The sequence below is a fragment of the Paenibacillus sp. JZ16 genome, assembly GCF_015326965.1.
Classification (GTDB): domain Bacteria; phylum Bacillota; class Bacilli; order Paenibacillales; family Paenibacillaceae; genus Paenibacillus_AQ.
In genome coordinates this window covers 1,051,066-1,073,031 of the sequence record NZ_CP017659.1, presented here as the reverse complement: position 1 = coordinate 1,073,031, position 21,966 = coordinate 1,051,066, and the positions used below count along the sequence as shown (strand labels likewise).

At 45.1% G+C, this 21,966-nt stretch carries 22 protein-coding genes and 1 pseudogene; 17 read left to right on the top strand and 6 right to left on the bottom strand.

What is annotated here, in order from left to right; translation table 11 throughout:
* Positions 1-34 precede the first annotated feature (34 nt).
* Both BJP58_RS04710 and BJP58_RS04705 read left to right on the top strand, forming a co-directional pair.
* The gene (locus tag BJP58_RS04710; protein WP_194542998.1) at positions 35-838 is read left to right on the top strand and encodes an undecaprenyl-diphosphate phosphatase; all 804 of its coding nucleotides are present in this window, start codon (positions 35-37) and stop codon (positions 836-838) included.
* Between the two features lie 381 nt (positions 839-1,219).
* Positions 1,220-2,638 carry an FMN-binding glutamate synthase family protein gene (locus BJP58_RS04705; protein ID WP_233354966.1) on the top strand — a complete coding sequence of 473 codons (1,419 nt, stop codon included), beginning with the start codon at positions 1,220-1,222 and terminating at the stop codon, positions 2,636-2,638.
* A 160-nt stretch (positions 2,639-2,798) separates the two neighbouring features.
* Here the strand turns inward: BJP58_RS04705 and BJP58_RS04700 are convergent, their stop codons facing one another.
* Positions 2,799-3,707 carry an NAD-dependent epimerase/dehydratase family protein gene (locus BJP58_RS04700; RefSeq protein WP_233354965.1) on the bottom strand — a complete coding sequence of 303 codons (909 nt, stop codon included), beginning with the start codon at positions 3,705-3,707 and terminating at the stop codon, positions 2,799-2,801.
* Between the two features lie 169 nt (positions 3,708-3,876).
* Between BJP58_RS04700 and BJP58_RS33865 the strand changes: the two genes are divergently transcribed.
* The 5 genes from BJP58_RS33865 (at position 3,877) to BJP58_RS04680 (ending at position 8,828) form a co-directional block, all read left to right on the top strand.
* Positions 3,877-4,011, top strand: a complete 135-nt coding sequence (locus BJP58_RS33865; protein ID WP_259445240.1) for a hypothetical protein — start codon at positions 3,877-3,879, stop codon at positions 4,009-4,011.
* 49 nt (positions 4,012-4,060) lie between these two features.
* Complete coding sequence (locus BJP58_RS04695) at positions 4,061-4,618, top strand: dimethylarginine dimethylaminohydrolase family protein (protein WP_233354964.1); 558 nt, start codon at positions 4,061-4,063, stop codon at positions 4,616-4,618.
* Between the two features lie 415 nt (positions 4,619-5,033).
* The gene (gene vat(I), locus BJP58_RS04690; protein ID WP_194542997.1) at positions 5,034-5,666 is read left to right on the top strand and encodes a streptogramin A O-acetyltransferase Vat(I); all 633 of its coding nucleotides are present in this window, start codon (positions 5,034-5,036) and stop codon (positions 5,664-5,666) included.
* A 279-nt stretch (positions 5,667-5,945) separates the two neighbouring features.
* Entirely contained in the window at positions 5,946-7,451 is a 1,506-nt protein-coding gene (locus BJP58_RS04685; protein ID WP_194542996.1) for an alpha/beta hydrolase family protein, read from the top strand.
* 282 nt (positions 7,452-7,733) lie between these two features.
* Entirely contained in the window at positions 7,734-8,828 is a 1,095-nt protein-coding gene (locus BJP58_RS04680; protein ID WP_233354963.1) for an alpha/beta fold hydrolase, read from the top strand.
* 51 nt (positions 8,829-8,879) lie between these two features.
* Here BJP58_RS04680 and BJP58_RS04675 read toward each other — a convergent pair whose 3' ends face one another.
* Entirely contained in the window at positions 8,880-10,370 is a 1,491-nt protein-coding gene (locus BJP58_RS04675; RefSeq protein WP_194542995.1) for a glycoside hydrolase family 43 protein, read from the bottom strand.
* Between the two features lie 170 nt (positions 10,371-10,540).
* Between BJP58_RS04675 and BJP58_RS04670 the strand changes: the two genes are divergently transcribed.
* From BJP58_RS04670 to BJP58_RS04660, 5 genes and pseudogenes are all read left to right on the top strand, one after another.
* Complete coding sequence (locus BJP58_RS04670) at positions 10,541-11,455, top strand: ArsR/SmtB family transcription factor (protein WP_194544820.1); 915 nt, start codon at positions 10,541-10,543, stop codon at positions 11,453-11,455.
* A 246-nt stretch (positions 11,456-11,701) separates the two neighbouring features.
* Positions 11,702-11,824 (top strand): hypothetical protein, encoded by a 123-nt coding sequence (locus BJP58_RS33860; RefSeq protein ID WP_259445243.1) that lies wholly within the window; start codon positions 11,702-11,704, stop codon positions 11,822-11,824.
* Positions 11,825-12,064: 240 nt separating this feature from the next.
* Positions 12,065-12,448: a VOC family protein gene (locus tag BJP58_RS04665; RefSeq protein WP_194542994.1), complete on the top strand. Its 384-nt coding sequence runs from the start codon at positions 12,065-12,067 to the stop codon at positions 12,446-12,448.
* Positions 12,449-12,529: 81 nt separating this feature from the next.
* A pseudogene (locus tag BJP58_RS33525) lies at positions 12,530-12,805 on the top strand (MFS transporter); the annotation flags it as partial.
* Positions 12,806-12,911: 106 nt separating this feature from the next.
* On the top strand, positions 12,912-14,645 hold the full coding sequence (locus BJP58_RS04660) for a Rieske (2Fe-2S) protein (RefSeq protein WP_194542993.1): 1,734 nt from the start codon (positions 12,912-12,914) through the stop codon (positions 14,643-14,645).
* Positions 14,646-14,843: 198 nt separating this feature from the next.
* Here the strand turns inward: BJP58_RS04660 and BJP58_RS04655 are convergent, their stop codons facing one another.
* The 3 genes from BJP58_RS04655 to BJP58_RS04645 all read right to left on the bottom strand — a co-directional run bounded on the left by BJP58_RS04655 (position 14,844) and on the right by BJP58_RS04645 (position 16,441).
* A complete protein-coding gene (locus tag BJP58_RS04655; RefSeq protein WP_194542992.1) occupies positions 14,844-15,590 on the bottom strand; it encodes an SDR family oxidoreductase in 747 nt (248 codons plus the stop codon).
* Between the two features lie 152 nt (positions 15,591-15,742).
* Positions 15,743-16,159 (bottom strand): MerR family transcriptional regulator, encoded by a 417-nt coding sequence (locus BJP58_RS04650; RefSeq protein ID WP_194544819.1) that lies wholly within the window; start codon positions 16,157-16,159, stop codon positions 15,743-15,745.
* 81 nt (positions 16,160-16,240) lie between these two features.
* The gene (locus tag BJP58_RS04645; RefSeq protein WP_233354962.1) at positions 16,241-16,441 is read right to left on the bottom strand and encodes a hypothetical protein; all 201 of its coding nucleotides are present in this window, start codon (positions 16,439-16,441) and stop codon (positions 16,241-16,243) included.
* Positions 16,442-16,821: 380 nt separating this feature from the next.
* On the opposite strand from BJP58_RS04645, the gene BJP58_RS04640 reads away from it, so the two are divergent.
* The 4 genes from BJP58_RS04640 (at position 16,822) to BJP58_RS04625 (ending at position 19,687) form a co-directional block, all read left to right on the top strand.
* Positions 16,822-17,712: an RCC1 domain-containing protein gene (locus tag BJP58_RS04640; RefSeq protein WP_194542991.1), complete on the top strand. Its 891-nt coding sequence runs from the start codon at positions 16,822-16,824 to the stop codon at positions 17,710-17,712.
* 155 nt (positions 17,713-17,867) lie between these two features.
* Complete coding sequence (locus BJP58_RS04635) at positions 17,868-18,377, top strand: DinB family protein (RefSeq protein ID WP_336245441.1); 510 nt, start codon at positions 17,868-17,870, stop codon at positions 18,375-18,377.
* Between the two features lie 22 nt (positions 18,378-18,399).
* Positions 18,400-18,795 (top strand): VOC family protein, encoded by a 396-nt coding sequence (locus tag BJP58_RS04630; protein WP_194544817.1) that lies wholly within the window; start codon positions 18,400-18,402, stop codon positions 18,793-18,795.
* Positions 18,796-19,327: 532 nt separating this feature from the next.
* Positions 19,328-19,687, top strand: a complete 360-nt coding sequence (locus BJP58_RS04625) for a DUF6463 family protein (protein ID WP_194542990.1) — start codon at positions 19,328-19,330, stop codon at positions 19,685-19,687.
* A gap of 170 nt (positions 19,688-19,857) precedes the next feature.
* Here the strand turns inward: BJP58_RS04625 and BJP58_RS04620 are convergent, their stop codons facing one another.
* A complete protein-coding gene (locus BJP58_RS04620; RefSeq protein ID WP_194542989.1) occupies positions 19,858-20,877 on the bottom strand; it encodes an alpha/beta fold hydrolase in 1,020 nt (339 codons plus the stop codon).
* Positions 20,878-21,029: 152 nt separating this feature from the next.
* Here BJP58_RS04620 and BJP58_RS04615 point away from each other — a divergent pair, with 152 nt between their 5' ends.
* Positions 21,030-21,938, top strand: coding sequence for a LysR family transcriptional regulator (locus tag BJP58_RS04615; protein ID WP_194544816.1), 909 nt, complete (start codon positions 21,030-21,032; stop codon positions 21,936-21,938).
* Positions 21,939-21,966 lie beyond the last annotated feature (28 nt).

Genomic DNA, 21,966 nt, shown 5'->3' with positions numbered 1-21,966 from the left:
GAAATGTTAGATTTCCAAAGGGGGATATCCACTAATGACGGATGTAATTAAAGCAATCATACTCGGCATAATAGAGGGCTTAACCGAATTTTTACCGGTATCGTCTACTGGACATTTAATTTTAGCGGGCCATTTGCTAAGCTTTGAGGGAGACGCCGCCATAACTTTTAAAATTGTTATCCAGCTGGGTGCGGTAATGGCCGTTCTCATTCTGTACTGGAAAAGGTATTTGGCGATTGGGACTAATCTGATTCGAATGGACTTTTCCCGTAGTCGAGGATTAAATGCTATACATATGATTTTGGCTATGTTACCGGCATTAATTGTATATCTTCTGCTCAAGGACACAATAAAAAGCCAATTATTCGGCCCAACCCCAGTCTTAATCGGGCTAGTGGCCGGTGGCGTGTTAATGATCATTGCAGCACGGAGTAGGAGAACCGAAACCGCTGATACAATGGATCGGATTGATTATAAACAAGCCTTCGGGATTGGCCTGTTTCAGTGTTTGGCTTTATGGCCGGGATTCTCGAGATCGGGTTCGACGATTTCAGGCGGACTTTTACTTGGCACCAGCCAAAAAGCCGCCGCGGATTTTACGTTCCTAATCTCCGTGCCTGTTATGTTTGGTGCAAGCTTGCTAGATTTATATGATAGTCGGGATTTGCTGAGTTCTGATGATTTCGTCCTAATGTTTATTGGCTTTGCAACATCCTTTCTTGTCGCCATGATTGCCGTCGTGACGTTTATCAAACTGATTAAGCGACTTCGGTTGGAATGGTTTGCTCTATATCGTTTTGTCTTAGCGGCTCTCTTCTATTTGATCATCTTGCGGTAACCCCTATTCGCTATCATTCAGTCAAAACACACGAAATGAGGGAGCGCGTGGTGGTTGAGGGAGTATCTGAAGCATAGCAAGATGAAGCGCAGCATGGGCAAGTTTATTATTTATGATCCACTTCATCGGTCTGGATGCAACTTACATGATGTTGAACTTTCCAATAGCCTTTCATCAATTGTTAAAGCATAGAGCTATACGGTAATCCCATGAATAGGATGAGACGGTTAACAAATAATAAGTAAATTCATGACAGCATGAGATACGTAACCAACTGCATTGAGTAGGGAATGAATGCTCTTGATAACGTCAGATCAATATTAGTAATTTTCTTCATCATAGAATCGGTAATAGCAATTAGCATACAAGAGGGGGATTAGTTTGTTTCGTTGGATGATTCGCAAGATGACGAACGGTGTAATGGACGAGATTGTGGACCATTATATGAAGCGTATGTTACAAGATCCATATACGGAACATGCGTTTTTCATGTTTACAACCATGCAAAAGCTGACGCCGCGGGCAATCATTGAAGCCGGGATGCGGGCGGAAAGCGGAAAAGCAATCGAACGCACTTTGGGGAGTCCGATGGTATTATCCGACTGGCATAAAATTTTGCTTAACCCCGTACATATGTTTCGCCTGCCCACAGAAGACAGCGTGCAAATCCAAACAGGCGTCACGATTGGTCCTCAAGCGAAAAAGCCACTAAATCTAGAAATTCCTATTCTCATTAGCGGTATGTCATATGGTGGAGCATTAAGTTTGAAGGTAAAGGTCGCTTTGGCTCGTGGTGCAAGTATGGCAGGTACGGCAACCAATTCAGGAGAAGCGCCTTTAGTCGATGAGGAACGAAGGGAAGCCAAGTTGTTCATCGGCCAGTTTCATCGCGGCGGGTGGATGAACGACGATGAATCTCTCCGGCAATTGGATGCTATAGAAATCCAGCTCGGTCAAGGGGCCCTCGCAGCCGCTCCGATGTCGATGGCGTCGGAGCAGATTGAGGAGGATTTGCGGATTGCCAAAAAACTGAAACCCGGCGAAAATGCCTCGATTCATTCCCGTATCTCGGGAGTAAACAAAACGGAGGACATGATTACTCTGGTGCAGGACTTGAAGAATAAATACGGAGTGCCGGTTGGGATTAAAATCTGTGCGACTCATTTTATGGAACGGGAGTTGGAGGTCGCCATTCAAGCGGGAGTGGATTATTTTGTCGTGGACGGTGCGGAAGCAGGAACGCAGGGAGGTCCGCCGACACTTCTGGATGACGTCGGGCTCCCAACGTTATTTGCGCTCGCAAGAACGGTTCAGTATTTGGAAGAACGCAGGGTTAAACAAAGCATTTCCGTCATCGCTAGTGGGGGGTTAACGACGCCGGGGCATTTCCTAAAGGCAATGGCGTTAGGGGCGGACGCGGTCTATATCGGTTCAATCGCCTTGATAGCCCTACAGACGCAAGCGGCTAAGACGCTGGCGACCGAACAACCGCAGCAAGTTCCTATCGATTGGCGTAAGTTCAAAGAAGGTTTGGATGTTGATAGGGGCGCGGAACATTTGGCTAAATTCCTCAAATCGTCTGTCGAGGAAATGAAATTAGTCGCGTATACCCTTGGGAAAACGGATTTGGCACAAATCAACAAAAGGGATCTGGTTACAGTGGACCGGGATTTAGCCCAAGTACTGCGGATCGATTATGCCGGTTTCCCTCCAGGAAAGCCAAAACCATCCACGGCATCTAACGTTATTCCGGACGTAATGGAAATGAACGATCCGGATGAACCTCTGTCTCTACAGTAAACTCCCTTATTCATTGGGGGCGCCCACCATAGTTGATTAAACTAAACCCGATTAGCATCTGGTTCTATCCCAAGTCAAAGAAAAATGAGCTAGGCCTTCATTGCCTGAGCTCATTTTCTTTTTGGTGTATTTTTCGAACATGAATATATGTGTAGTGGACTTATATGTTTGTTTTCGATAAAGCAAGCTGATCTTCAGGCAGCGCCTTCGATGAACCATCGTTATGAAGAACACTACGCCATGAATACCGCGGTTCATATCCAAGTATATCTCTTGCCTTATCAATTGCCATCAGCGTCTCATGTCCCTGTACCTCTCTCTTTAAGGACACATTGGGAAAAAATCGTTTGACCAAATCCTGGCTAAGATCCGGCATGATGGTGTCCGGGGCTGTGATATGGAATACTTGATTACCTAAATTATCCTTCTCAATTGCAAGAAGACAGGCTTTGGCAGCATCTCTAACATCGCAATAGGCCCAGGCGTTTTTCTTTTGAATATCCTTTTGTTCATCATTCCAATGCATGATAGGGATTTTTTCATACTCATCCGGTTCATACATATTTGCGAAGCGAAGCGAGACGAGCTGTTGATTCGTAAGTTTATGATACATGCCTGTTAGGTGTTCCGTCAGCAGTTTCGCCATGGCATAGGATGACTTCGCGGTAGTTGGATGCTCTTCATCAACAGGGAGGTAATCCAGTTGCTCCGGTACAAACGGATAACCCAAAACCGTTTCACTTGAAGCCCATACCAGCTTGGGAATTTTAAAATCTTTACATGCTTCTAGAATGTTAAAATTAACGAGCATATTATTCTCGAATATCGCTTGGGGTGTATTCCTTACATCAGTTGGGATATTCCCAAGATGTACAACGGCATCACTTCCCATTAAAAGCTGACAGACTTGACCATAATCACGCAGCTCTGCTTGTATAAAATTTTTTGATGCTGATTCTTCCCGTAGTAATCGATCTGTGGCTATAACATCATGGCCAGCTTCCAATATGGTTCTTACTGTCCAGCGGCCGATTTTTCCGGCTGCTCCTGTCACCACTACTTTCATCATTTCCCACTCCTTATTCATATTTCCGGCACAGCAAGTTGACCTTAGATCGCTGTTAGACTTCCCGTTACTTTATGGTTTTATTACTCTGCAGTTTCACGACATGCGATCAAGTTCGTCGTCTGTGGTGAGTGGAAATCGTTTGCAATATTAAATACAAGGAGGTATTTGTATGAGTAATGTTTTTGTAAAAAGTGAGTTTGCTCCTTTGAAAAGAGTTGTGATGGCTCAATCTGAGTTTGCATTTCCATCGAAGGAAGATTCAGGTGATGAGGAGTTTTTATCTGTTAATAGAAGGTTCTCTTAGATTTCCACATAGAAGAAATGAGATACTGCCCGTTAGAAATATATTAGCAATGGAGTCAGACAATAATAAATGCTTATACTTATCTATTCCTAAGCCAGATATATCAAAAGGGCATTACTCAGAAGAGGGGCCATTTTTGGAAGGAGGAGATGTTTTAGTCCTGGATAAAACTTTATTTGTAGGCAGGTCCGGGCTTGCATCCAATGGAAATGGTATTAGATGGCTGAGAAATTTAATGAGTAATTTTGGATATAAGGTAGTCGAGGTACCACTTCACCATACCATCCTTCATCTTGACTGTGCGATTAGCCTGGTTAGAGAAGGGCTAATGATAGTATGCGAAGAAGCATTGTTAGATGGAATACCTGAACAGTTTAAAGATTGGGATAAAATACATGTAACATTAGAAGACACTTCCAGACTTGCAACAAATGGTCTTCCTGTGAATGAAAATGTATATATTACAGATCATGAATTTAAATTTATTGGAGATGAGTTAGAAAAAAGAGGAGTTAAAGTAGAGTATGTAGATTTTAAAATATCAAGAAGTTTCGGGGGATCTTTCCGATGCAGCACTCAACCGCTGTTGAGAAGTGATTTTGAATAATCGTCCCGATTATAAAATAGCCTCCGTATGTAATGTCTGAGACCAAGAGGGTTTGAAAGCTGCATAGAAATTGGCGGCGTGATTCCTCGGTAAAACACACAATCGGTTGATTCCATATGGGGAATATGGTAAATTTATCTTATTCAGTAATGAAAGGGTGACCAAAAGCCGATGATCTACTAATCCTATCCACCAAAGAAAACGATATTTCCAGGTTTTCAGGATAGGATTCGTGCGGGCTTTTTATATATTAACATAAAGTGCGACTGTTTTTTGTATAGCAGTGCGTCTTTTTGTTTGTATGTGTGCCTCCTATCCGATGACCGGAAAGGAGGCTTTTTTGTGTGGCCGATAGTTGTGTGAACGAAGTTATCGTATCAGCCAGATAAAATGCGAAGAGAGGGATGATGTAACAATGACAGGACCGAATCCAAATGAGAGATATCCTATACCCGGAGATAACAATCTTCAGTTTATCAAGAACACGATTACAATGCCTAATATTATCGCAGGGGATTATTCATACTACTATGCCTTAAACGGAGAATCATTTGAGGATCAAGTATTGTATCATTATGAATTCATTGGAACTAAATTAATGATCGGCAAGTTTTGTTCCATTGCTTCCGAGGTCAGATTTATGATGGATGGAGGGAATCATCGGATGGACGGTTCAACCTTTCCATTTAATATCTTTGGAAACGGCTGGGAGAAATTCACTCCATCATTAGATCAATTACCGATCAAGGGAGATACGATCATTGGAAATGACGTGTGGATCGGAAGGCGTGCAACGATCATGTCCGGTGTAAGGATTGGCGACGGGGCTATCATTGCCGCTGAAGCTGTCGTTGTAAAGGATGTGGAGCCGTATACGATCGTTGGAGGCAACCCTGCGAAGGAAATTCGCAAGCGATATTCCACCGAAGTCATTCAAGAGTTATTGGATATTAAATGGTGGGATTGCGATATCGAAGTCATAAATCAATATATTGGCGCAATTGTAAGCGGAGATATGAACTTGCTTAGAAAGATGAGACAAAATTAGAGTCCTTTTTAATGAAAAATGGCCATCTGATATGATGAACGTCATGGGCGAAAAAAGGGTTCTTAAACGAATGTAGAGACTTATGTTGTCATAGGGGTTTAGAGGTAAATGACCGGTCGAACCGCCGGTCATTTTTATCCTTGGATGATCCGGGCCTTGCCACCATCATCGTGCAAGCTTACAAGCGTGTAAGGTAATTGTCATCTAAATCAATGGTACCAACCTGGCTGCTCCTCTAAAATACTCACTTGATAGGATTATTTTTAAGGGGGAGTTGACGTGAGGTTTTTTGAAATGCTGCTATTCTTTTCGAGTGCGTGTTTGTTGGCATTCCAGTTCATTGCTAATCAGCGTATCCGAAGAACAGCTTTGCTCCTGACAAGTGGAGCAGGCTCCATTTTTTTGGTGATCCATTTGCTTGTCGAAGGATACAGGGTTCAGCTTTTATTTTTATATGGATTTACGCTCCTGATGCTTATTCTTTCACTGATAGACGCTTTCAAAACACCGGCAGTCGTTCAGACTGCTTCGCGAATCCGTAGGGTGCTGGGCCGCCTTTTTATCGGATTTGGGTTAATCGCAACGGGATGCTTCCTCTATGTGTTTCCCGTATTCAACTTTCCGGAGCCAACTGGCGAGCTGAAGGTAAGTACACAAGTCTTTCATTTCATCGATTCAAGCCGGGAGGAGACATTTGGCACAACCGCGACAGGCAAGAGGGAATTGATGGTTCAGGTGTGGTATCCGGCCCAAGCTGGCTCCGGCAAGTATGCTCCCTTTATTCCCGATACCCGAATTTTACGTTACATGGCAGCGAACTATGGCCTTCCCGGGTTTACTTTTCAACACTTGAAGTACGTATCCAGTCATGCTTATTCTGGGGCCGAAGTCTCTTCAGCACAGACTTCATACCCGCTGATCCTTGCGAATCCCGGCTTCGGCTCTTCCAGGTTCCTCCATACGTCGCAAGCCGAAAATCTCGCGAGTCACGGATATATCGTGGCCGTGATCGACCACACCTTCAATACATTTGCAACTGAGTTTCCGGACGGTCAAATCACGACCAGCACAACCAACGACTTATTTTCGCCCGACCACGATTATCGGACCGAAAGCGGAAATCGCGACATATTGGGAAAAGTTTTAACAGATGATGTGGCTTTTGCGCTGGACCAGTTCGAGCTTATCCAATCGGGGCAGATTCCAAGTCGTTTTAAAGGGAAGATTGATCTCAAACATGTCGGGGTGTTTGGTCATTCCATCGGCGGAGCGACGGCCTATGACGCTTCATACGATCCGCGAATCACGGCTGGAATTGACTTGGACGGAGGGCTTTACCGACTGCGTGACAGAGAGGGTCTGCAAAAGCCGTTTTTATTCATCCACTCGGAAAGCGGATTTGAACAATTACAAATGGTGAGGGAAAACCGAGTTTACACGGATGCGGAGCTTGACCGTATGGGCTCAACACGAGAGTGGATGGATCAAGTAACGGAAGATAAAAAGCTGGAGCTTAAACGGATGCGCGAAACGGTCGGCGAAGGGGGACAAGTCCTCTATATTGAACATACGGAGCATTTGAATTTTGCCGATGTCCAGTTCATTTCTCCCATTTTCAAAATACTGGGCATTACAGGAAAAATTGCACCTGAAAGAGCGAGCTCCGTTATTAATGCCTATATGCTGGATTTCTTCGACATGTATCTGAAAAATCAAGGTGGAAACTTAATGAAAGGACCGGATAACCGCTTTCCCGAGATGAAGTTCGCAACCTCACTATTATAAATGATGGAACAACATGCTCCCTTATTGATACAACGATTGTCCGAGTCCACCAGCATGGGGCCAGCCAAAAGGGGACCAAGCAAGCGATCGGACATCACGGGGCGGATTGACGACCGAGATTCATGCCGTGGTCGACGCAATGGAATGTTAACTCAAAATAACAATTCATGTTACCGATGATTGGTAGATAATCCGAATGAGAATAGTATAATGCGAAGTAGGTTACTGGCTTTTGGTGAAGGTAATCCAAGCTGAAGTATTCTCGGAGGAGGAGTAGAGGGAGTGATACATAGTGAAGGAGTAATTTTACTGGTACTTGCAATCATTGGTGTAATTGTCGCAATTACCCTAGTCATTTATGCTTATCTAAATATGAATTATGATAAAAAACCGTTAGAGCAAACATATCGTGCCGGCTACATAGAAAAACAGGTGACTCTTGATGATGGAACGATATTAAATTACGCTGAAGGACCAGCTCATGGACCGGCTCTTCTGTTAATACACGGGCAGTCCATGCTGTGGGAAGATTATGCTAGAGTACTTCCGGAGCTCGCTCAATATTATCATGTATTTGCAGTTGATTGTCACGGGCATGGAGAGTCTAGTCATGATGCTTCAAAATATACAGCTGTTGCTATGGGAAAGGATTTTGTTTGGTTTATTGAAAATGTCATAGGTGAACCAGCCGTGGTATCAGGCCATTCTTCCGGCGGTATTTTAGCAGCATGGATTGCAGCTAATGCACCCGAAGCCGTGCAAGGCATTGTTTTGGAGGACCCGCCGTTTTTTAGTGTGGAGCCGCATGAAATGCAGAAAACATTTGTCTGGCTTGATAGTTTTGAACTCATCCATAACTTTAAGAATCAAACCGTTGAAGATGATTATGTCGTGTACTATATGGAAAACAGTTATTTATGGGGAAAGTTTGGCGATTTAAGAAAACTTATTGCAAGGAGTACAAGAGGGTACCGGAAAGCACATCCCGGTGAGCCGTTGAAATTATGGTACGTCCCCTATAAATGGATACATGGCACACATTATTTAGACCAGTTTGACCTCGATTTTGCTGAGACTTTTTATACAGGTGATTGGTTTAAAGGATTTAATCAGGAAGAAACCTTGTCCAGAATAAACGCTCCTTCTGTATATATTAAGGCAGCCACACAATTTGGCGAAGATGGAGTGCTTTATGCGGCAAACCGTGATGAGGATGCTGAAAAGGTACACAGCCTTTTAAAAGGAAATGAGATGAACACGATTAAATCCGGGCATGATATTCATTTTGAAAAGCCGGATGAATTTATTAGGATCATGGTTGATTTTTTGAAGAAAATAAAAAAACATGGTTACAATGAAAGCCGGTACCCAGGATAATCCTGAGTAACCGGCTTTTTATTTTTTTGATAACCCGTTCAGGGAAATTTTTTAAAAATAATCGCACGTAAACTTTGAAAACTCAGCCATTGAGCCTTCTCCAAAGGCATATAAACCGATGAGTACGCCTGTAAATCCTCCCGCAACCTCAGAGGAAAGGTATCTGGTTTGTGCCGTGCCCAGGAGTATGTCCTTGCCGTTAGCGTGAATGAAGAAGCTGTAGCGCTCATGACTTGCCCGTATCTTTAAGGTCGCATGATTGACATTCCCCAGTTCTACTTCAGATTCAATGGATTTAATGTCACCGATATTCAGGCGCTCGATCACTTTATAACCGGTCTCCTCTTTACGTATGGCTAAATCATAATGATGATGTTCATCCAAATAAAGCGTGATGCCGGCTTCTCCGCTCGTAAGCTGCACGTCACATGAGATTTCCGCGTTGAAGTCTCTTTGGCGAATGCCGATAAATGTGGGCGACCCCGGCATATCCAAGCTCACTCCGGTCCCTTTAAGTTGTGCCTTATCGATTTCTAACCGATAGTTCTCTGCAGCAGGATGGCGGAGGAAGCACCAGTCCAGATTCCAGTCCGTGTTCTCGAACGTAAAGGTTTTTTTCTCCTGCTGGACGACATGATTTGAGATCCGATCGGTCTCAAAACTCGTGAGGACGGTGCCGTTATGTCCTGCCGTAAACCAGCCATCCTTGTTAAAAGTTACCGGTGTAAGGAAAACTTCGCGACCAAGATGATGGTAGGTAAGCCATTGGCCAATTTGACGGAAACCCAGATGGAGCATCCACCAATTGCCGCCGTTATCTTGGATCAGATCGCCATGGCCAACGCCCTGCAGCTCATACCCGCCCAGATTGCGATTGGTCAATACGGGATTGTTCGGATAGGCTTCGAACGGGCCGGAGATCGAATCCCCCCGTGCATAAGTGACCATATGTCCATATTCCGTACCGCCTTCAGCCGCCATAAGGTAGTACCGGCCATTGATTTTATACATATGAGGGCTTTCCAAATATCGTCCGCCGGTTCCTTGCCATATGGAACGACTTGGCGACAGCTTGTCGCCCGTTTCAATGTCAATTTCACACTGCACAATGCCGCCAATCCCGTTATCGTCTTTTCCGTTGCTCATAAAGAAGACTTTTCCGTCTTCAAAATACAAATCGGGATCGATCCCCCCTTGATCCACCTCAATCGGTTCGGACCATTCACCGTAAATATCGTCCGTCCATACATAGAAATTTTGACGCGTGGTGTCGTTGGTCGTGGTCATGTAGAATCTCCCGTTGTGGTGCCGTATCGTGGGGGCGAAAACCCCGCCGGAACTGCTTACCTTGCCGAGCTGAATCTGACTCTCTCTGGTTAGGCAATGACCGATTTGCTTCCAGTTAATCAGGTCTTTGCTCTCAAAAATCGGAACACCAGGGAAGTACTGAAAGGAACTGCATACTAAATAATAAGTATCTTCTACTTTGCATACACTGGGGTCAGGATAAAATCCTTTAATGACCGGGTTATGGTATTTCATCGATCCACCTCTTTCATAAATTCACATGTATATAAATCTAAAGTGATTAGCAGCTAAGGAAATTAAACACCATGGGTTAAAGTCTTGCAATGGATTTGGTTTGAAGATTCATGTTAATTCCATTAAATTAATATATATGTGATTTCAACAGATACGAGGAGATTATGATGATCATCAAAGCAAACGGGGAACCGAAATTCATGCCGTTATACGAAGCGTTAGCCAGCGAGGTCAGATGGAACATCATGCGTCTCGTTGCCGATCAGGAAATGAATGTGAAGGATATTGCCAATCGATTGGAGCTCAGTCCATCGATCGTCACGATGCACATCCGGAAACTCGAACAAGCCGGACTCATCGGAAGTCGCAGGGTGCGGCAGGGCGGGGGCACGCACAAAATGTGTTTCCTCAAACCAAAAACCATCGAGATTGAGCTGCCTTTTGCTAGCCAACCCGTGAAGATTAGGGAGCAGCGTATTTCAGTCGGTCATTACACCGCTTTTGAGATCCATCCGACTTGCGGGCTTGGTACGCGCGAGAAAGAAATCGGAGTGTGGGACGACCAGCGGTACTTTCTCGACCCCGAACGGGTACACGCCGCCATTCTGTGGTTTGGGTGGGGCTATGTTGAGTACAAAATGCCTAACTTTTTACTAGCCGATCAATCCGCTGAATACATTGAAATCGCCATGGAAATTGCTTCGGAAGCTCCAGGTTTAAGAGACCATTGGCCATCGGATATTGATTTTACATTCAACGGGATCCCTCTTGGGACATGGACAAGTCCGGCTGATTTCGGAAGAGCGGCGCGAGGGAGATTTACACCTGATTGGTGGCATCGAAACGTGAATCAATACGGGTTGTTGAAGACGATCCGGATTGATGCATCGGGTACATACATGGATAATGAACGAATGTCGGAGGTGACCCTCGGGGATATCAAGCTGTGGGAACCGTTCTGGACGATTCGTTTCGCGGTTGATGAGCATGCGGTTAACGCAGGGGGATTGACGCTTTATGGTGCCGGATTCGGCAATCACGACCAAGACATTGTCATCCGCGCATACCTTAACGACGAGCAATAATTAGGCATCAGAAGGATAAAGATGGGAGTTATTTCTGGATAATCTCGTGGAGACTTAATGAAAATGAGATCCGCCTCATTGCAGACAGATCTGTAACTTTACATGGAGCAGTTGCTCGATATTCTGGACTTAAACCGATTGCAAATATCGTGAAATCAGTGGCTATGTGATCATCCATTGCAGACATGAAGCGTATGAACGGAATACAGAAAGGGTGAACTCATGTGAATCCAAGACTCTCTGCTGGTGTGGAAGTCTGAAACAGGCGACGCTTTCCTGTTCCGTCTTCACAATCCAAAAGGCGAGGAAGCTTCGGATTTTGCCGGTCCGGTCCTCGTTTCGTTATCTACGGTTCAAAGCGATTCCTAATGAATTTAGGTCCGATTGAAGGGATGTTCGAATTATTCCGGGGAACATGTTGAAGGGAATACCGGCGAAGCGAACCTCGGTTACCGAGGCGATGTATGAATATCACTCCATATAAGCTACAAGAAAGAGGCTGTCTCAAGAACAGCCTCTTTCTTCTGACGAATGTATGGTTTTTTCTGTTTAGAGTCAGATTGTTAACAGAGCACCAACGTTGCAAATATCAAAGGAGGCAATAACAGCATGAAAATAATGGTTACCAGTTTATTCGTGGAAGATCAAGACAAGGCACTGGAGTTTTATTCAGAAAAGCTTGGTTTTGTAAAAAAGGAGGACGTTCCCGTCGGAGAATTTAGGTGGATAACGCTTGTTTCGCCCGATGAGCAGGACGGTACCGAGCTTTTACTCGAACCGAATAACCATCCTGCCGCCAAGGAGTATCAAAAGAAGATATTTGCCGATGGCATCCCAGCAACCATGTTTGGCGTTGCAGAAATTAATAAAGAGTATAAACGATTGTTGGAACAAGGCGTAAAGTTTACTATGGAGCCGACAAAAATGGGCGAGCTTACAATAGCTGTCTTCGACGATACCTGCGGTAACCTAATTCAGATTGTGGAGAAGTAACTTTTACGACGAAGTGTCGATAAAGTTCTTTTCGACATAAAGAATACCAGAATATCTCTAGGCCGATATGTACCAATATACCTAATCATTTTACTCTGGGGAATTTTGGCCGGAATAGGAGCTAACATCAATCAATACTGGATTACGTCCACAGCTCCCGAGGCTCCCGAGTTTGCTAATGGTATATTCTTGACATCCACAAATTTAGGAACAACCATTGGAGCCACAGTGTGTGGACTATTTATATCAAGATTAGGAACCCAATACGTTGTCTTTGGGGGAATTCTATTTTTGATTCTAAGTTCTGTATCCATATTTCTGAGGAACTCCGTGTATCATCCTACAAAACATTCCTAGTAATCGATTTCTATTCACTTTTTAAACATACATGTTTCAAAAGTTTTGGAAATAAGATATTCTATATGCAAGGAATTCGCATGATATTGAAAATGGAGGCGTTTTCATGAATGGTTGGATTCAGGCGGGTACAGTGGATGATCTTCGAGAAGGACCGAAGCTGATTAAGGGGGGCATCGTAGTATTTTATCACGAGGATGAAGTGCACGCGCTTGACAACCGGTGCCCTCACCTCGGTTTTCCGCTCCACATGGGAAGTTTATGCAACGGAATTTTGACATGCCATTGGCATCATGCCCGGTTTGATGTATGCAGCGGCGGAACGCTGGACCCTTGGGCGGACGATGTACCGGTACACGATATAACCGTTCAAGACGGTTTGATATGGGTCAACCCAAAATCCAGGAACAGCAATCAAGTACAGCTGTATAAAGACCGACTTCTGAGCGGCCTTGAGCAAAATATCGGACTTGTCATAGCCAAGTCCATAGTCGGATTAATGGAGGCGGGCGTTCCAGATACGGAAATTGCCGCGATTGGGATCGAATTTGGGGTCAAACAGCGCAGGCAAGGGTGGGGCTCTGGATTAACGATTTTGACCGCGATGGCCAACGTCCTGCCAAAGCTCGATAAACAAGGCCGGATCCTTGCGTTGTTTCAAGGACTCCTGCACACGGCGCGCGAATCAGCCGGTGGCGGAACGCGATTCTTACTCGATCCACTTCCGGATGCAGGCGTCTCCGAAGAACGGTTGACGGGATGGTATCGCGATTGCATTGAGGTTCGGGATACGCGCGGTGCGGAACGGGTACTGCTGACTGCCGTGCAAGCGGGAACCGATAAGAAGCGATTATTCTCTATGATGAGCATGGCGGCGACGGATCATTTTTATATTAATGGAGGCCATACGCTAGACTTCCATAATAAGGCATTTGAGAGCTTGAAGTACGTTGGGCACGAGCAGCACCAATATGTACTCGCTTCACTCGTTCCGATGTTCGGGAACGCATCGCGGAGCGAAGAGCTTCATAGCTGGCAGTCCCCGGTCAATTTGGTTCAGCCGATAAAGGAAGCGTTTGAGGAGCTGTCCCAAAAAGGCGTTTCAACGGGAAGCGGGGGCTCTGGCATCGATGACGAGGCGCTGTTTCAAGCGCTGCTTGGCGATGATCCGCTTCGGACAGTACACATGTTGAAGGATGCTTTACTCGGGGGCGCCTCTGCAGTGCGTATCTCGCAAATTGCCGCATTGGCTGCTTCAGAACGGATCGTCCGTTTCCATACGCATAACGATTTCGGGGACTGGATCTCGGTGCTGCACACCTTTACGCATGCTCACGCCGTTCACGAAGGTTTGATCCGCTCCGCTGATTTATGGCTGGTTCGCGGTATTTTCCATACTGCGGCTACGATTTACCTCGACCGGTTTTTGAACGTCCCTGCTGCACCGAGACCAGATGCAATGGGTGCAACAGAGGAAGTACCGCAGCCCGCCGAGCTGCTTGAGATTCTCAACAAGCAACAGCAAGTGGCGCCGGCGGCGGCATGGGTGATCCGTTATCTGCGCAGCGGCGGAAAGCCAGAACCTTTATTCAACGTATTGGGTCATGCGCTCCTTCGAGAGGATGCAGAATTCCACACCTTCCAGATGTACGAGGCGGCCGTGGCGGAATATGACCACTGGGCTTCCGAGTCTGGACCGTTCGCAGAGAGGGCCCGCGAAACGCTGATCCTTGCGGTTACCCGTTATTTGGCGTCGCATGCTCCGACTTCCCGTGAGACGCCGCATACGGCTAAAATTGCATGGCGGCTCCATCGTGGCGAGAAGTTGTTCGAAGAATAATATAGTGAGAATCCCGCTACAACGACTTCAGAGTATAGGTGTTAGCTGAATCATCCTTAATCAACATTCTTAGCATTAACCTAAAAAAGGCTCTCTTTGAGGGTCTTTTTATTATGAACATAAAACAAGGCTGCCGAGGTTATCTCGACAGCCTGATCTTTTAGTAGCTGAATAGCTCTTTGCTTTATCTTATGAGTATTACCAAGGTTGCTTTGTTGGTCCAATTGTAAATTCATTAACGTTCGTATCTTCTGGCTGATCAATCGCGAATGCGACAACATTGGCTACTCGATCAGGTGAAATGCCATATTGTTCGTACAACGCAGTCATACCTTCAGAAATATTCTTATCCGTAATTGTATCCAGCAATTCCGTGTGGATCGCCGCGGGATATATCGTTGCTGTGCGGATGTTCGTACCTTCTTGGGCTGATTCCATGCGCAACACTTCCATCAAATCCCGAACAGCCCACTTTGTTGCGCCATAAACCGCACCGCCTGGGTAAGCTTTGAGCCCGGCCACGGATGAAGTAGTGATGATATGTCCAGACTTTTGCGATGTGAATGTTGGCAATACTGCGGCGATACCATTCAATACACCTTTAATATTTACGTCAACCATCTGGTGCCACTCGTCTGTTTTTAATTCGGAAAGGGGGGAATTAGGCATTAGTCCAGCGTTCAAGAAGATTACATCGACACCGCCAAAAGTGTCTTTAGCTAGCTGAACAAGTTTATGACTATCATCTGGATTAACAACATCTGTTACACGATAAGCAGCATGTCCACCAGCTTTTTGAATTTCCTCAGCCAAGGCTTTTAATTTGTCTTCGCGGCGTGCGCCCATAACAATTCTGGCACCCTTGCTTGCCAATAATTTTGCAGTAGCTTCTCCAATTCCGGAAGAAGCTCCAGTGATTATAACTACTTTGTTTTCAATCGTCATCTCGATTCCTCCTTTGAGTATAAATTGAGTGTAAACCATAGAGTTAACTCTAAAGCAAGAGAGGATTTTAACGATTTAGAGATCGGCTAACGTATAAGAAACAAAAGAAAGAGCCACCCGTATTTATCATCTAAATTACAGGAGGCTCATCTTTAGTTAGAAATAGGAATTTCTATTTTATTGTTTATATGAATATCTTCAGTTCCGGCTTCTAATGCCGTTTTGTAGTATAAGCATTTATGCTCGACTAGTTCCATTGTTTGTTTTAGTTCTTCCATCTGTTTTTCCACTATAGCTTTTCGTTCCATAAACATGTCAAATCTTTGCTGCAATGTGGCATCTCCATCCATCACCCAATCTATGAAGGTCTTTATTTCCTTGATTTGCATACCTGTGGATTTTAAACATTCAATTACCTTTAAAGCGGCAAGATCGGATTCTTTAAACAAACGTTGGCCGCTTGCCGTGCGTTCAACAAAAGGCATAAGTCCTTCCTTGTCATAGTAACGCAGCGTATAAGCAGTGACATTTAATTCCTTTGCTGCTTCACTGATCGAATATGTCTTCATCATATCTCTCCTTATAACTACTATAGACTTCGAGTTAACTCTATGAATAGGAAGGATAGTATCATAAGGTTTGTATGGATGTCAATTTGCTGATCCCGAAAAAATGCAGCAGACCCATAGGTTCGATGCATTCTTTTTATAACGAGTTATACTTCGATGACGAGGGGATAACTCCTCTTCTCTGGACCATCCCTCACCAAATAAGACGTCATCATTGAGTTGAGCGAATTTGGGTGCAAACTCACCGAGTAAATTACGTCCAGCCGTTTGTTTTTCTGCCATATCATTTATTCCTCCAATCATTTCATGGTTAGGAATAAGTATAAACCTTAAAGTCATCTCTAACGCAAGCAATTCAGTTCGGGAGCTAAGGTGTATAATATCTTCTATTACTGGTTGTACGAGGTACGCCCGGCACCAAACTTAGATCTTCATATTTTCTCAATGCGGTGGTGCTAACGAGAAGTCCTTTGGAAATTGGTTACGGTATAAAGGTATTTTGTCCCATTGGCTACACCTTCCTTAAAGTCAAACTCTGAAGTATGATGACAACATCTTGAGATTTACAGCCATCCCCACAAGGATTATGGGTATATCAAACGAGTACTTGCATGAATGTTGTATGATCGAAGTTAGACGGAACAAACGAGGAGGAGAGCTTAATGGAAAAGGGTGAACTTGGATATAGCAAGGTATGGGCAATGCCGAAAGATATCATAGCAGCGGGTTGCCGTCATACCGTAGGACTTAATTCGGACGGTACGGTAACAGCTGTAGGGGATAATAAATATGGCCAATGTGATGTAAGCGGCTGGCGAGATATGGTTGCGGTAGCGGCGGGGAATGTTCATATGGCGACGAATACAGGTAATGCTCATACCGTCGGGCTTAGATCGGACGGCACCGTGGCAGCTGTGGGTTGGAACAAGCATGACCAATGCAATGTAAACGACTGGCGTGACATCGTGGCGGTTGCGGCGGGTTGGCGTCGAACCGTCGGGCTTAAATCGGATGGCACGGTGGTGGCTGTGGGTCGAGATCATGAAGGCCAATGCAATGTGAGCGGCTGGCGTGATATGGTTGCGGTTGCGGCTGGTGACTGGCATACCGTCGGGCTTAAATCGAATGGAATGCTGACAACTGTGGGTAACAATCGTTATGGCCAATGTAATGTAAGCGGCTGGCGCGACATTGTGGCAGCTGAGGCAGGGTACCTTCATACTGTCGGGCTTAAGTCGGACGGCACGGTGGTGGCTGCGGGTTTAAATAAGCATGGCCAATGCGATGTAAGCGGCTGGCGCGATACTATGGCGATAGCGGCGGGTAGTCATCACACCATCGGCCTAAGATCGGACGGTACGGTGACGGCTGTGGGTTGGAATGAGCATGGCCAATGTAATGTAAGCGGCTGGCGCGATATTGTTTCAATTGCTGCGGGTTGCGTTCATACTCTCGGCGTAAAATCGGACGGCACGGTGGTGGCTGTAGGCGATAATGAATATGGCCAATGTGATGTAAGTGGTTGGCATGACATCCAACTGCCCAGTAATTAATTTCCAATATTAAAGGATACATATACTATTATGAGCCATGCCTGAATTGTGAAATTGCTTGACTCTGAAAAGTAAGACAAAATAGCAAATAAAAAGAAATATCCAATACTCTACTGTAATAGGATGAGAATGAGTTGATTTGACATGATGGAAAGGTGAGGCAATTGAATTATTCGGAACTAATCGATTTATACAAGATCAATCTGCAGCAGTATTCCATCGACCAATTAAGACATGTATCTGATCGAGGCGTATGGTCACTCGGCCAAATGTATGACCATATGATCCTCACTGCTCTCGATTACCTTGACCAAGTGCAAAGATGTGCGTCCATGAGTGAAGAGCAACTGCAAGGAAAGACAGAGGCTGGTTATCAATTGTTTTGCGCCGGTTCATTTCCTCCGATAAAAATCAGATTACCGGATGGGCCTGAGAATACCCCAAGTAATTCGGAAACCGTGGATGATCTCATTCGCGGACTCGATACGGTGCTTCAGAGAATGTATGAATGGGAGGAAAACTTAAATGCAATAAACCCAAATTATAAAGTCAGACATGAGGGATTTGGGTGGCTCAACGCACGGGAGTGGTTCGATTTGGTCGGTATGCATTTCCGCCATCACTTACGGCAGAAGGTCGAACTGGATCTAAAACTTGAGTTTTAATTTTAACGTGAAGGGGTATATGATGAAAACTTTAGGATCCTTGAATATGGATGTGATAACTTTATTTGTAGAGGATTTGCAAAGAGCGAGGGCGTTCTATCAAGAAGTATTCGGATTATCCGTCGTATATGAAGACGCTGTTTCTGCGGTATTCAACTTCGGAAATATGAGCATAAATCTCCTGGATATTTCTGAAGCATATGGTCTGATCCATCCTGGAACAGTCGCAAACCGAGATTCCGGATCTCGTTTCCAGTTTACTATCCGGGTGGATGATGTAGATGCAGTGTGTGATGAATTGAAACCACATGGCGTAACTCTACTTAACGGTCCAATGGACCGGCCTTGGGGAGTACGCACTGCTGCCTTCATGGATCCGGCAGGACATGTCTGGGAGATAGCGCAGCAATTAACCTAGAGACGAATGAAATGGTCGCAAAGAGTTTATTCACAAAATAACTACGGCATTTGCATCTTGACATTGCTACGAAAACGTATTAAATTTGGTACAGCCACTTACTACGAGTTCGTACTAAAAAGAAGTCGCCGGATGGAATGGGGGCGCCGCTACGTTCGAGGACCGGTATCGAGAGCTATCATCGGGTAAATTCCAAGATCTAGCAGTGACTTTTTTCAAGTTCGACACTTTATTTTTATTATTTATTACGAAATCGTACTAAATATGCAATGACCGCTGCGGCTGCTGATACGTATTGAGGTGAATTGGCATGACATAGCATTAATAGTGGCGCGGATCATAGGAATCGGAGAGCCGTTGATTCATGGCATTCTGACCCAACGGACGTTGGTCAGGCCGTTTGCGAATTAGGAGATCACTATTCCCTGACGCAGAAATCAGACGGATCGTGCCGGGATTCATACAGTTCAGCACATCGACTGGATCCTCGGCGTCAGCGCCTTGATCGCTATGAAGAAAAGGAGGGAACAATATGGTAAGTGGGGCAAAGCGCCATGTTGGCCTGATGCTTATGTTAACCGGGTTACTGCATGTGATTTATGGACTTTTTGCATACGCAAGTCAATTACACCCCCTCATCACTGAAGGCTTGTGGGGTACAGTGGCGGATGATCAGTGGGATCGTGGAACCGCGTTCTGGTTCACGATGTTTGGATTTCTGCTAATGTTGCTTGGCTATATGGTGGATTGGCTGATTAAAAAGAAGGGGATCGTTCCTCCCGCAGTTCTCGGTTGGATGCTGCTAAGTGTCTGCTTAATCGGCGCTATCGTAATGCCAGCTTCGGGTTTTTGGCTTGGCCTGCCTCAGGCATGGCTTTTATTACGAACGTGAAAGGACACTACAAAAAAAGAGGCCAACCAGCAAGTTCTGGTGACCTCATATTACGATCGTGCAGGGTCGTTACTTCATGAGAGTTATGACAGACGAGAGCCATGTTTCAACCATACTTAGAAAATAAAGTTTAAGAAATGAATTGATATTTTGTAGCATCGAGTGATGATTTATCCGTTTGTCCTAAGCGCCAACAAGCGTTTAAGGTTGTCATCAATACATTTATTATCGGCTTGGTTGATACCGCGACCAGCAAAATGTCCCCAGATCGACTCGATCGGATTAAACACAGCATGAGGAATAAGCTTAGCCTCGTATTCGTTATCGTCCGCCGTGCAGAAAAGATCCGTGCTCCCTGGCATCACACACGCAAGTGCTTTGATGCTTCTGAGCGCCTTATCGAAATCTCCGTTATAAGAGGGGTTTGCACTAATATCTGCATGCTGCCCTGTCCATAACATGGCCAGGACATTGTGCGGATCCATCTGCATAAAGCTTTCCTCCCAAAAACCAGCCACAAAATCCGGCAATGCGTCAAATCCCAGCTCACGATAAAGTTCCTTTCTGTAAAACGCATGGGATACCCCCCATCCCGCATAGACACGACCAACGGCACGCATGTCAGCAGAAGTCAACTGGTCTAGTTTACTTGAATTGGAGCCGACTGCAGATAAGAGTGCAGCTTTCATCCCTTCCAAGACGACATACGTTTGAGGCCAAGTCTTTGCAACACCGGCGAAGGGGGCAATTCGTTCCACCATGTCTGGATAACTTGCTCCCCACTGGAATGCTTGAATGCCTCCCATGGACCATCCAACGACGAGTGCAATCTTATGAATCCCGAATTTTTCGGTGACCAGCCGATGCTGGAACTTAACGTTGTCATAGATGGTTACCTGCGGAAAATTAGCCCGGTCGAATGGGGGAGGCGTGTTGCTGGGTGACGAAGATAATCCGTTGCCCAGCAGATTTGGAACGATAATGAAGTATTCTCTCGGATCTAGTGCCATATCGTTTCCAATCAACCACTCATTCTGAACATGGTGGTCGCCAAAAGCCGTTGGATAGACGATGACATTATCTTTCTTCTCGTTCAATTGTCCATATGTCTTATAAGCAAGAAAAGCGTTCGGTAACGTCACTCCGGATTGCAAGGTAACGTCACCCAAATTAAAAATCTCATAATCCATCGTATTGTTTACTCCCTTCAAAATGAAACCATATATTTAAAATGTAGTTCTTGTTGTTAGTATAGTTCCGTGATACTCTCAATAAAAGTGAATGGATTTCAAAGCAATATTCAATAATTTTGAAGGTAAAAAGGTAAAAGGGGGATCGTATGATGGAATTGCGCCAACTGAACACGTTCCGCACGGTTGCCACAACTTTAAATTTTAGTCGGGCTGCGGAAGTGCTGAATTATGTCCCCTCCAACGTCACGATGCAAATGAAAGCATTGGAGGATGAACTTGGTGTTCGTCTCTTTGACCGCTTGGGCAAGCAGCTCGTTCTGACGACTGCGGGTAAGCGTTTTTTGACTCAAGTCGAAGGGGTGCTAAACAAATTGGACGAAGCACGCAGCGTCGTACATGACAATGATAACTTAAGCGGCACTCTAACGATTAGCGCTAACGAAGTTCTTTGCGCCTATCGGCTTCCCGTTGTCTTTCAACGTTTTCGTTCGCGCCATCCGGGCGTGCGCCTCATCTTCCGCTCCGTTCCCAATCAGGAACTCAAGCAAACGCTCTTTGAGGGAACCGCGGATGTCGTCTTTATGTTGGACGAACCTATTCGCTCAAGCGGACTTGCGGTGGAGCCGTTGGTGGAAGAAACTTTCCGATTATTCGCTGCTCCGAACCACCCGCTTGCAAAACGCACTGTGCTGCAGCTGGAAGATTTTCACCGAGAAGTGTTTCTGACGAATGAAAAGGGTTGTCCCTATCGAACCATGTTTGACCGGTCGTTTGAGAAAGAGGGCATTGATAGTATTACTTATTTAGAGTTTCAAAGTGCCGAAGCCATTAAACAATGCGCAATTACGGGAATCGGCATTGCCTTTCTTCCTGAGATCGTCGCGGAAGCCGAAGTTGAACGGGGCGTACTTGTTGCCCTTCCATGGCAGATTCCGGACTTGCACGTGTATACACAAATGTCATGGCATAAAGATAAGTGGCTTTCACCTATCATATTATCTTTCATAGAAGCAGCAAGGGAGGTAATTGCTGTAGAGGAGGAGGAGAAAATCGTATAGCTTAAAGTAGCTGTCGAGAGACAAGAAC

What these genes read in the sequence shown, in the direction of transcription:
- BJP58_RS04710 (WP_194542998.1), top strand. Translation starts at nt 35, where the DNA reads ATGACGGATGTAATTAAAGCAATCATACTCGGCATAATAGAGGGCTTA.
- BJP58_RS04700 (WP_233354965.1), bottom strand. Translation starts at nt 3,707, where the DNA reads ATGATGAAAGTAGTGGTGACAGGAGCAGCCGGAAAAATCGGCCGCTGG.
- BJP58_RS33865 (WP_259445240.1), top strand. Translation starts at nt 3,877, where the DNA reads ATGAGTAATGTTTTTGTAAAAAGTGAGTTTGCTCCTTTGAAAAGAGTT.
- BJP58_RS04695 (WP_233354964.1), top strand. Translation starts at nt 4,061, where the DNA reads ATGGAGTCAGACAATAATAAATGCTTATACTTATCTATTCCTAAGCCA.
- BJP58_RS04675 (WP_194542995.1), bottom strand. Translation starts at nt 10,370, where the DNA reads ATGAAATACCATAACCCGGTCATTAAAGGATTTTATCCTGACCCCAGT.
- BJP58_RS04665 (WP_194542994.1), top strand. Translation starts at nt 12,065, where the DNA reads ATGAAAATAATGGTTACCAGTTTATTCGTGGAAGATCAAGACAAGGCA.
- BJP58_RS04660 (WP_194542993.1), top strand. Translation starts at nt 12,912, where the DNA reads ATGAATGGTTGGATTCAGGCGGGTACAGTGGATGATCTTCGAGAAGGA.
- BJP58_RS04655 (WP_194542992.1), bottom strand. Translation starts at nt 15,590, where the DNA reads ATGACGATTGAAAACAAAGTAGTTATAATCACTGGAGCTTCTTCCGGA.
- BJP58_RS04650 (WP_194544819.1), bottom strand. Translation starts at nt 16,159, where the DNA reads ATGAAGACATATTCGATCAGTGAAGCAGCAAAGGAATTAAATGTCACT.
- BJP58_RS04645 (WP_233354962.1), bottom strand. Translation starts at nt 16,441, where the DNA reads ATGGCAGAAAAACAAACGGCTGGACGTAATTTACTCGGTGAGTTTGCA.
- BJP58_RS04640 (WP_194542991.1), top strand. Translation starts at nt 16,822, where the DNA reads ATGGAAAAGGGTGAACTTGGATATAGCAAGGTATGGGCAATGCCGAAA.
- BJP58_RS04630 (WP_194544817.1), top strand. Translation starts at nt 18,400, where the DNA reads ATGAAAACTTTAGGATCCTTGAATATGGATGTGATAACTTTATTTGTA.
- BJP58_RS04625 (WP_194542990.1), top strand. Translation starts at nt 19,328, where the DNA reads ATGGTAAGTGGGGCAAAGCGCCATGTTGGCCTGATGCTTATGTTAACC.
- BJP58_RS04620 (WP_194542989.1), bottom strand. Translation starts at nt 20,877, where the DNA reads ATGGATTATGAGATTTTTAATTTGGGTGACGTTACCTTGCAATCCGGA.
- BJP58_RS04615 (WP_194544816.1), top strand. Translation starts at nt 21,030, where the DNA reads ATGGAATTGCGCCAACTGAACACGTTCCGCACGGTTGCCACAACTTTA.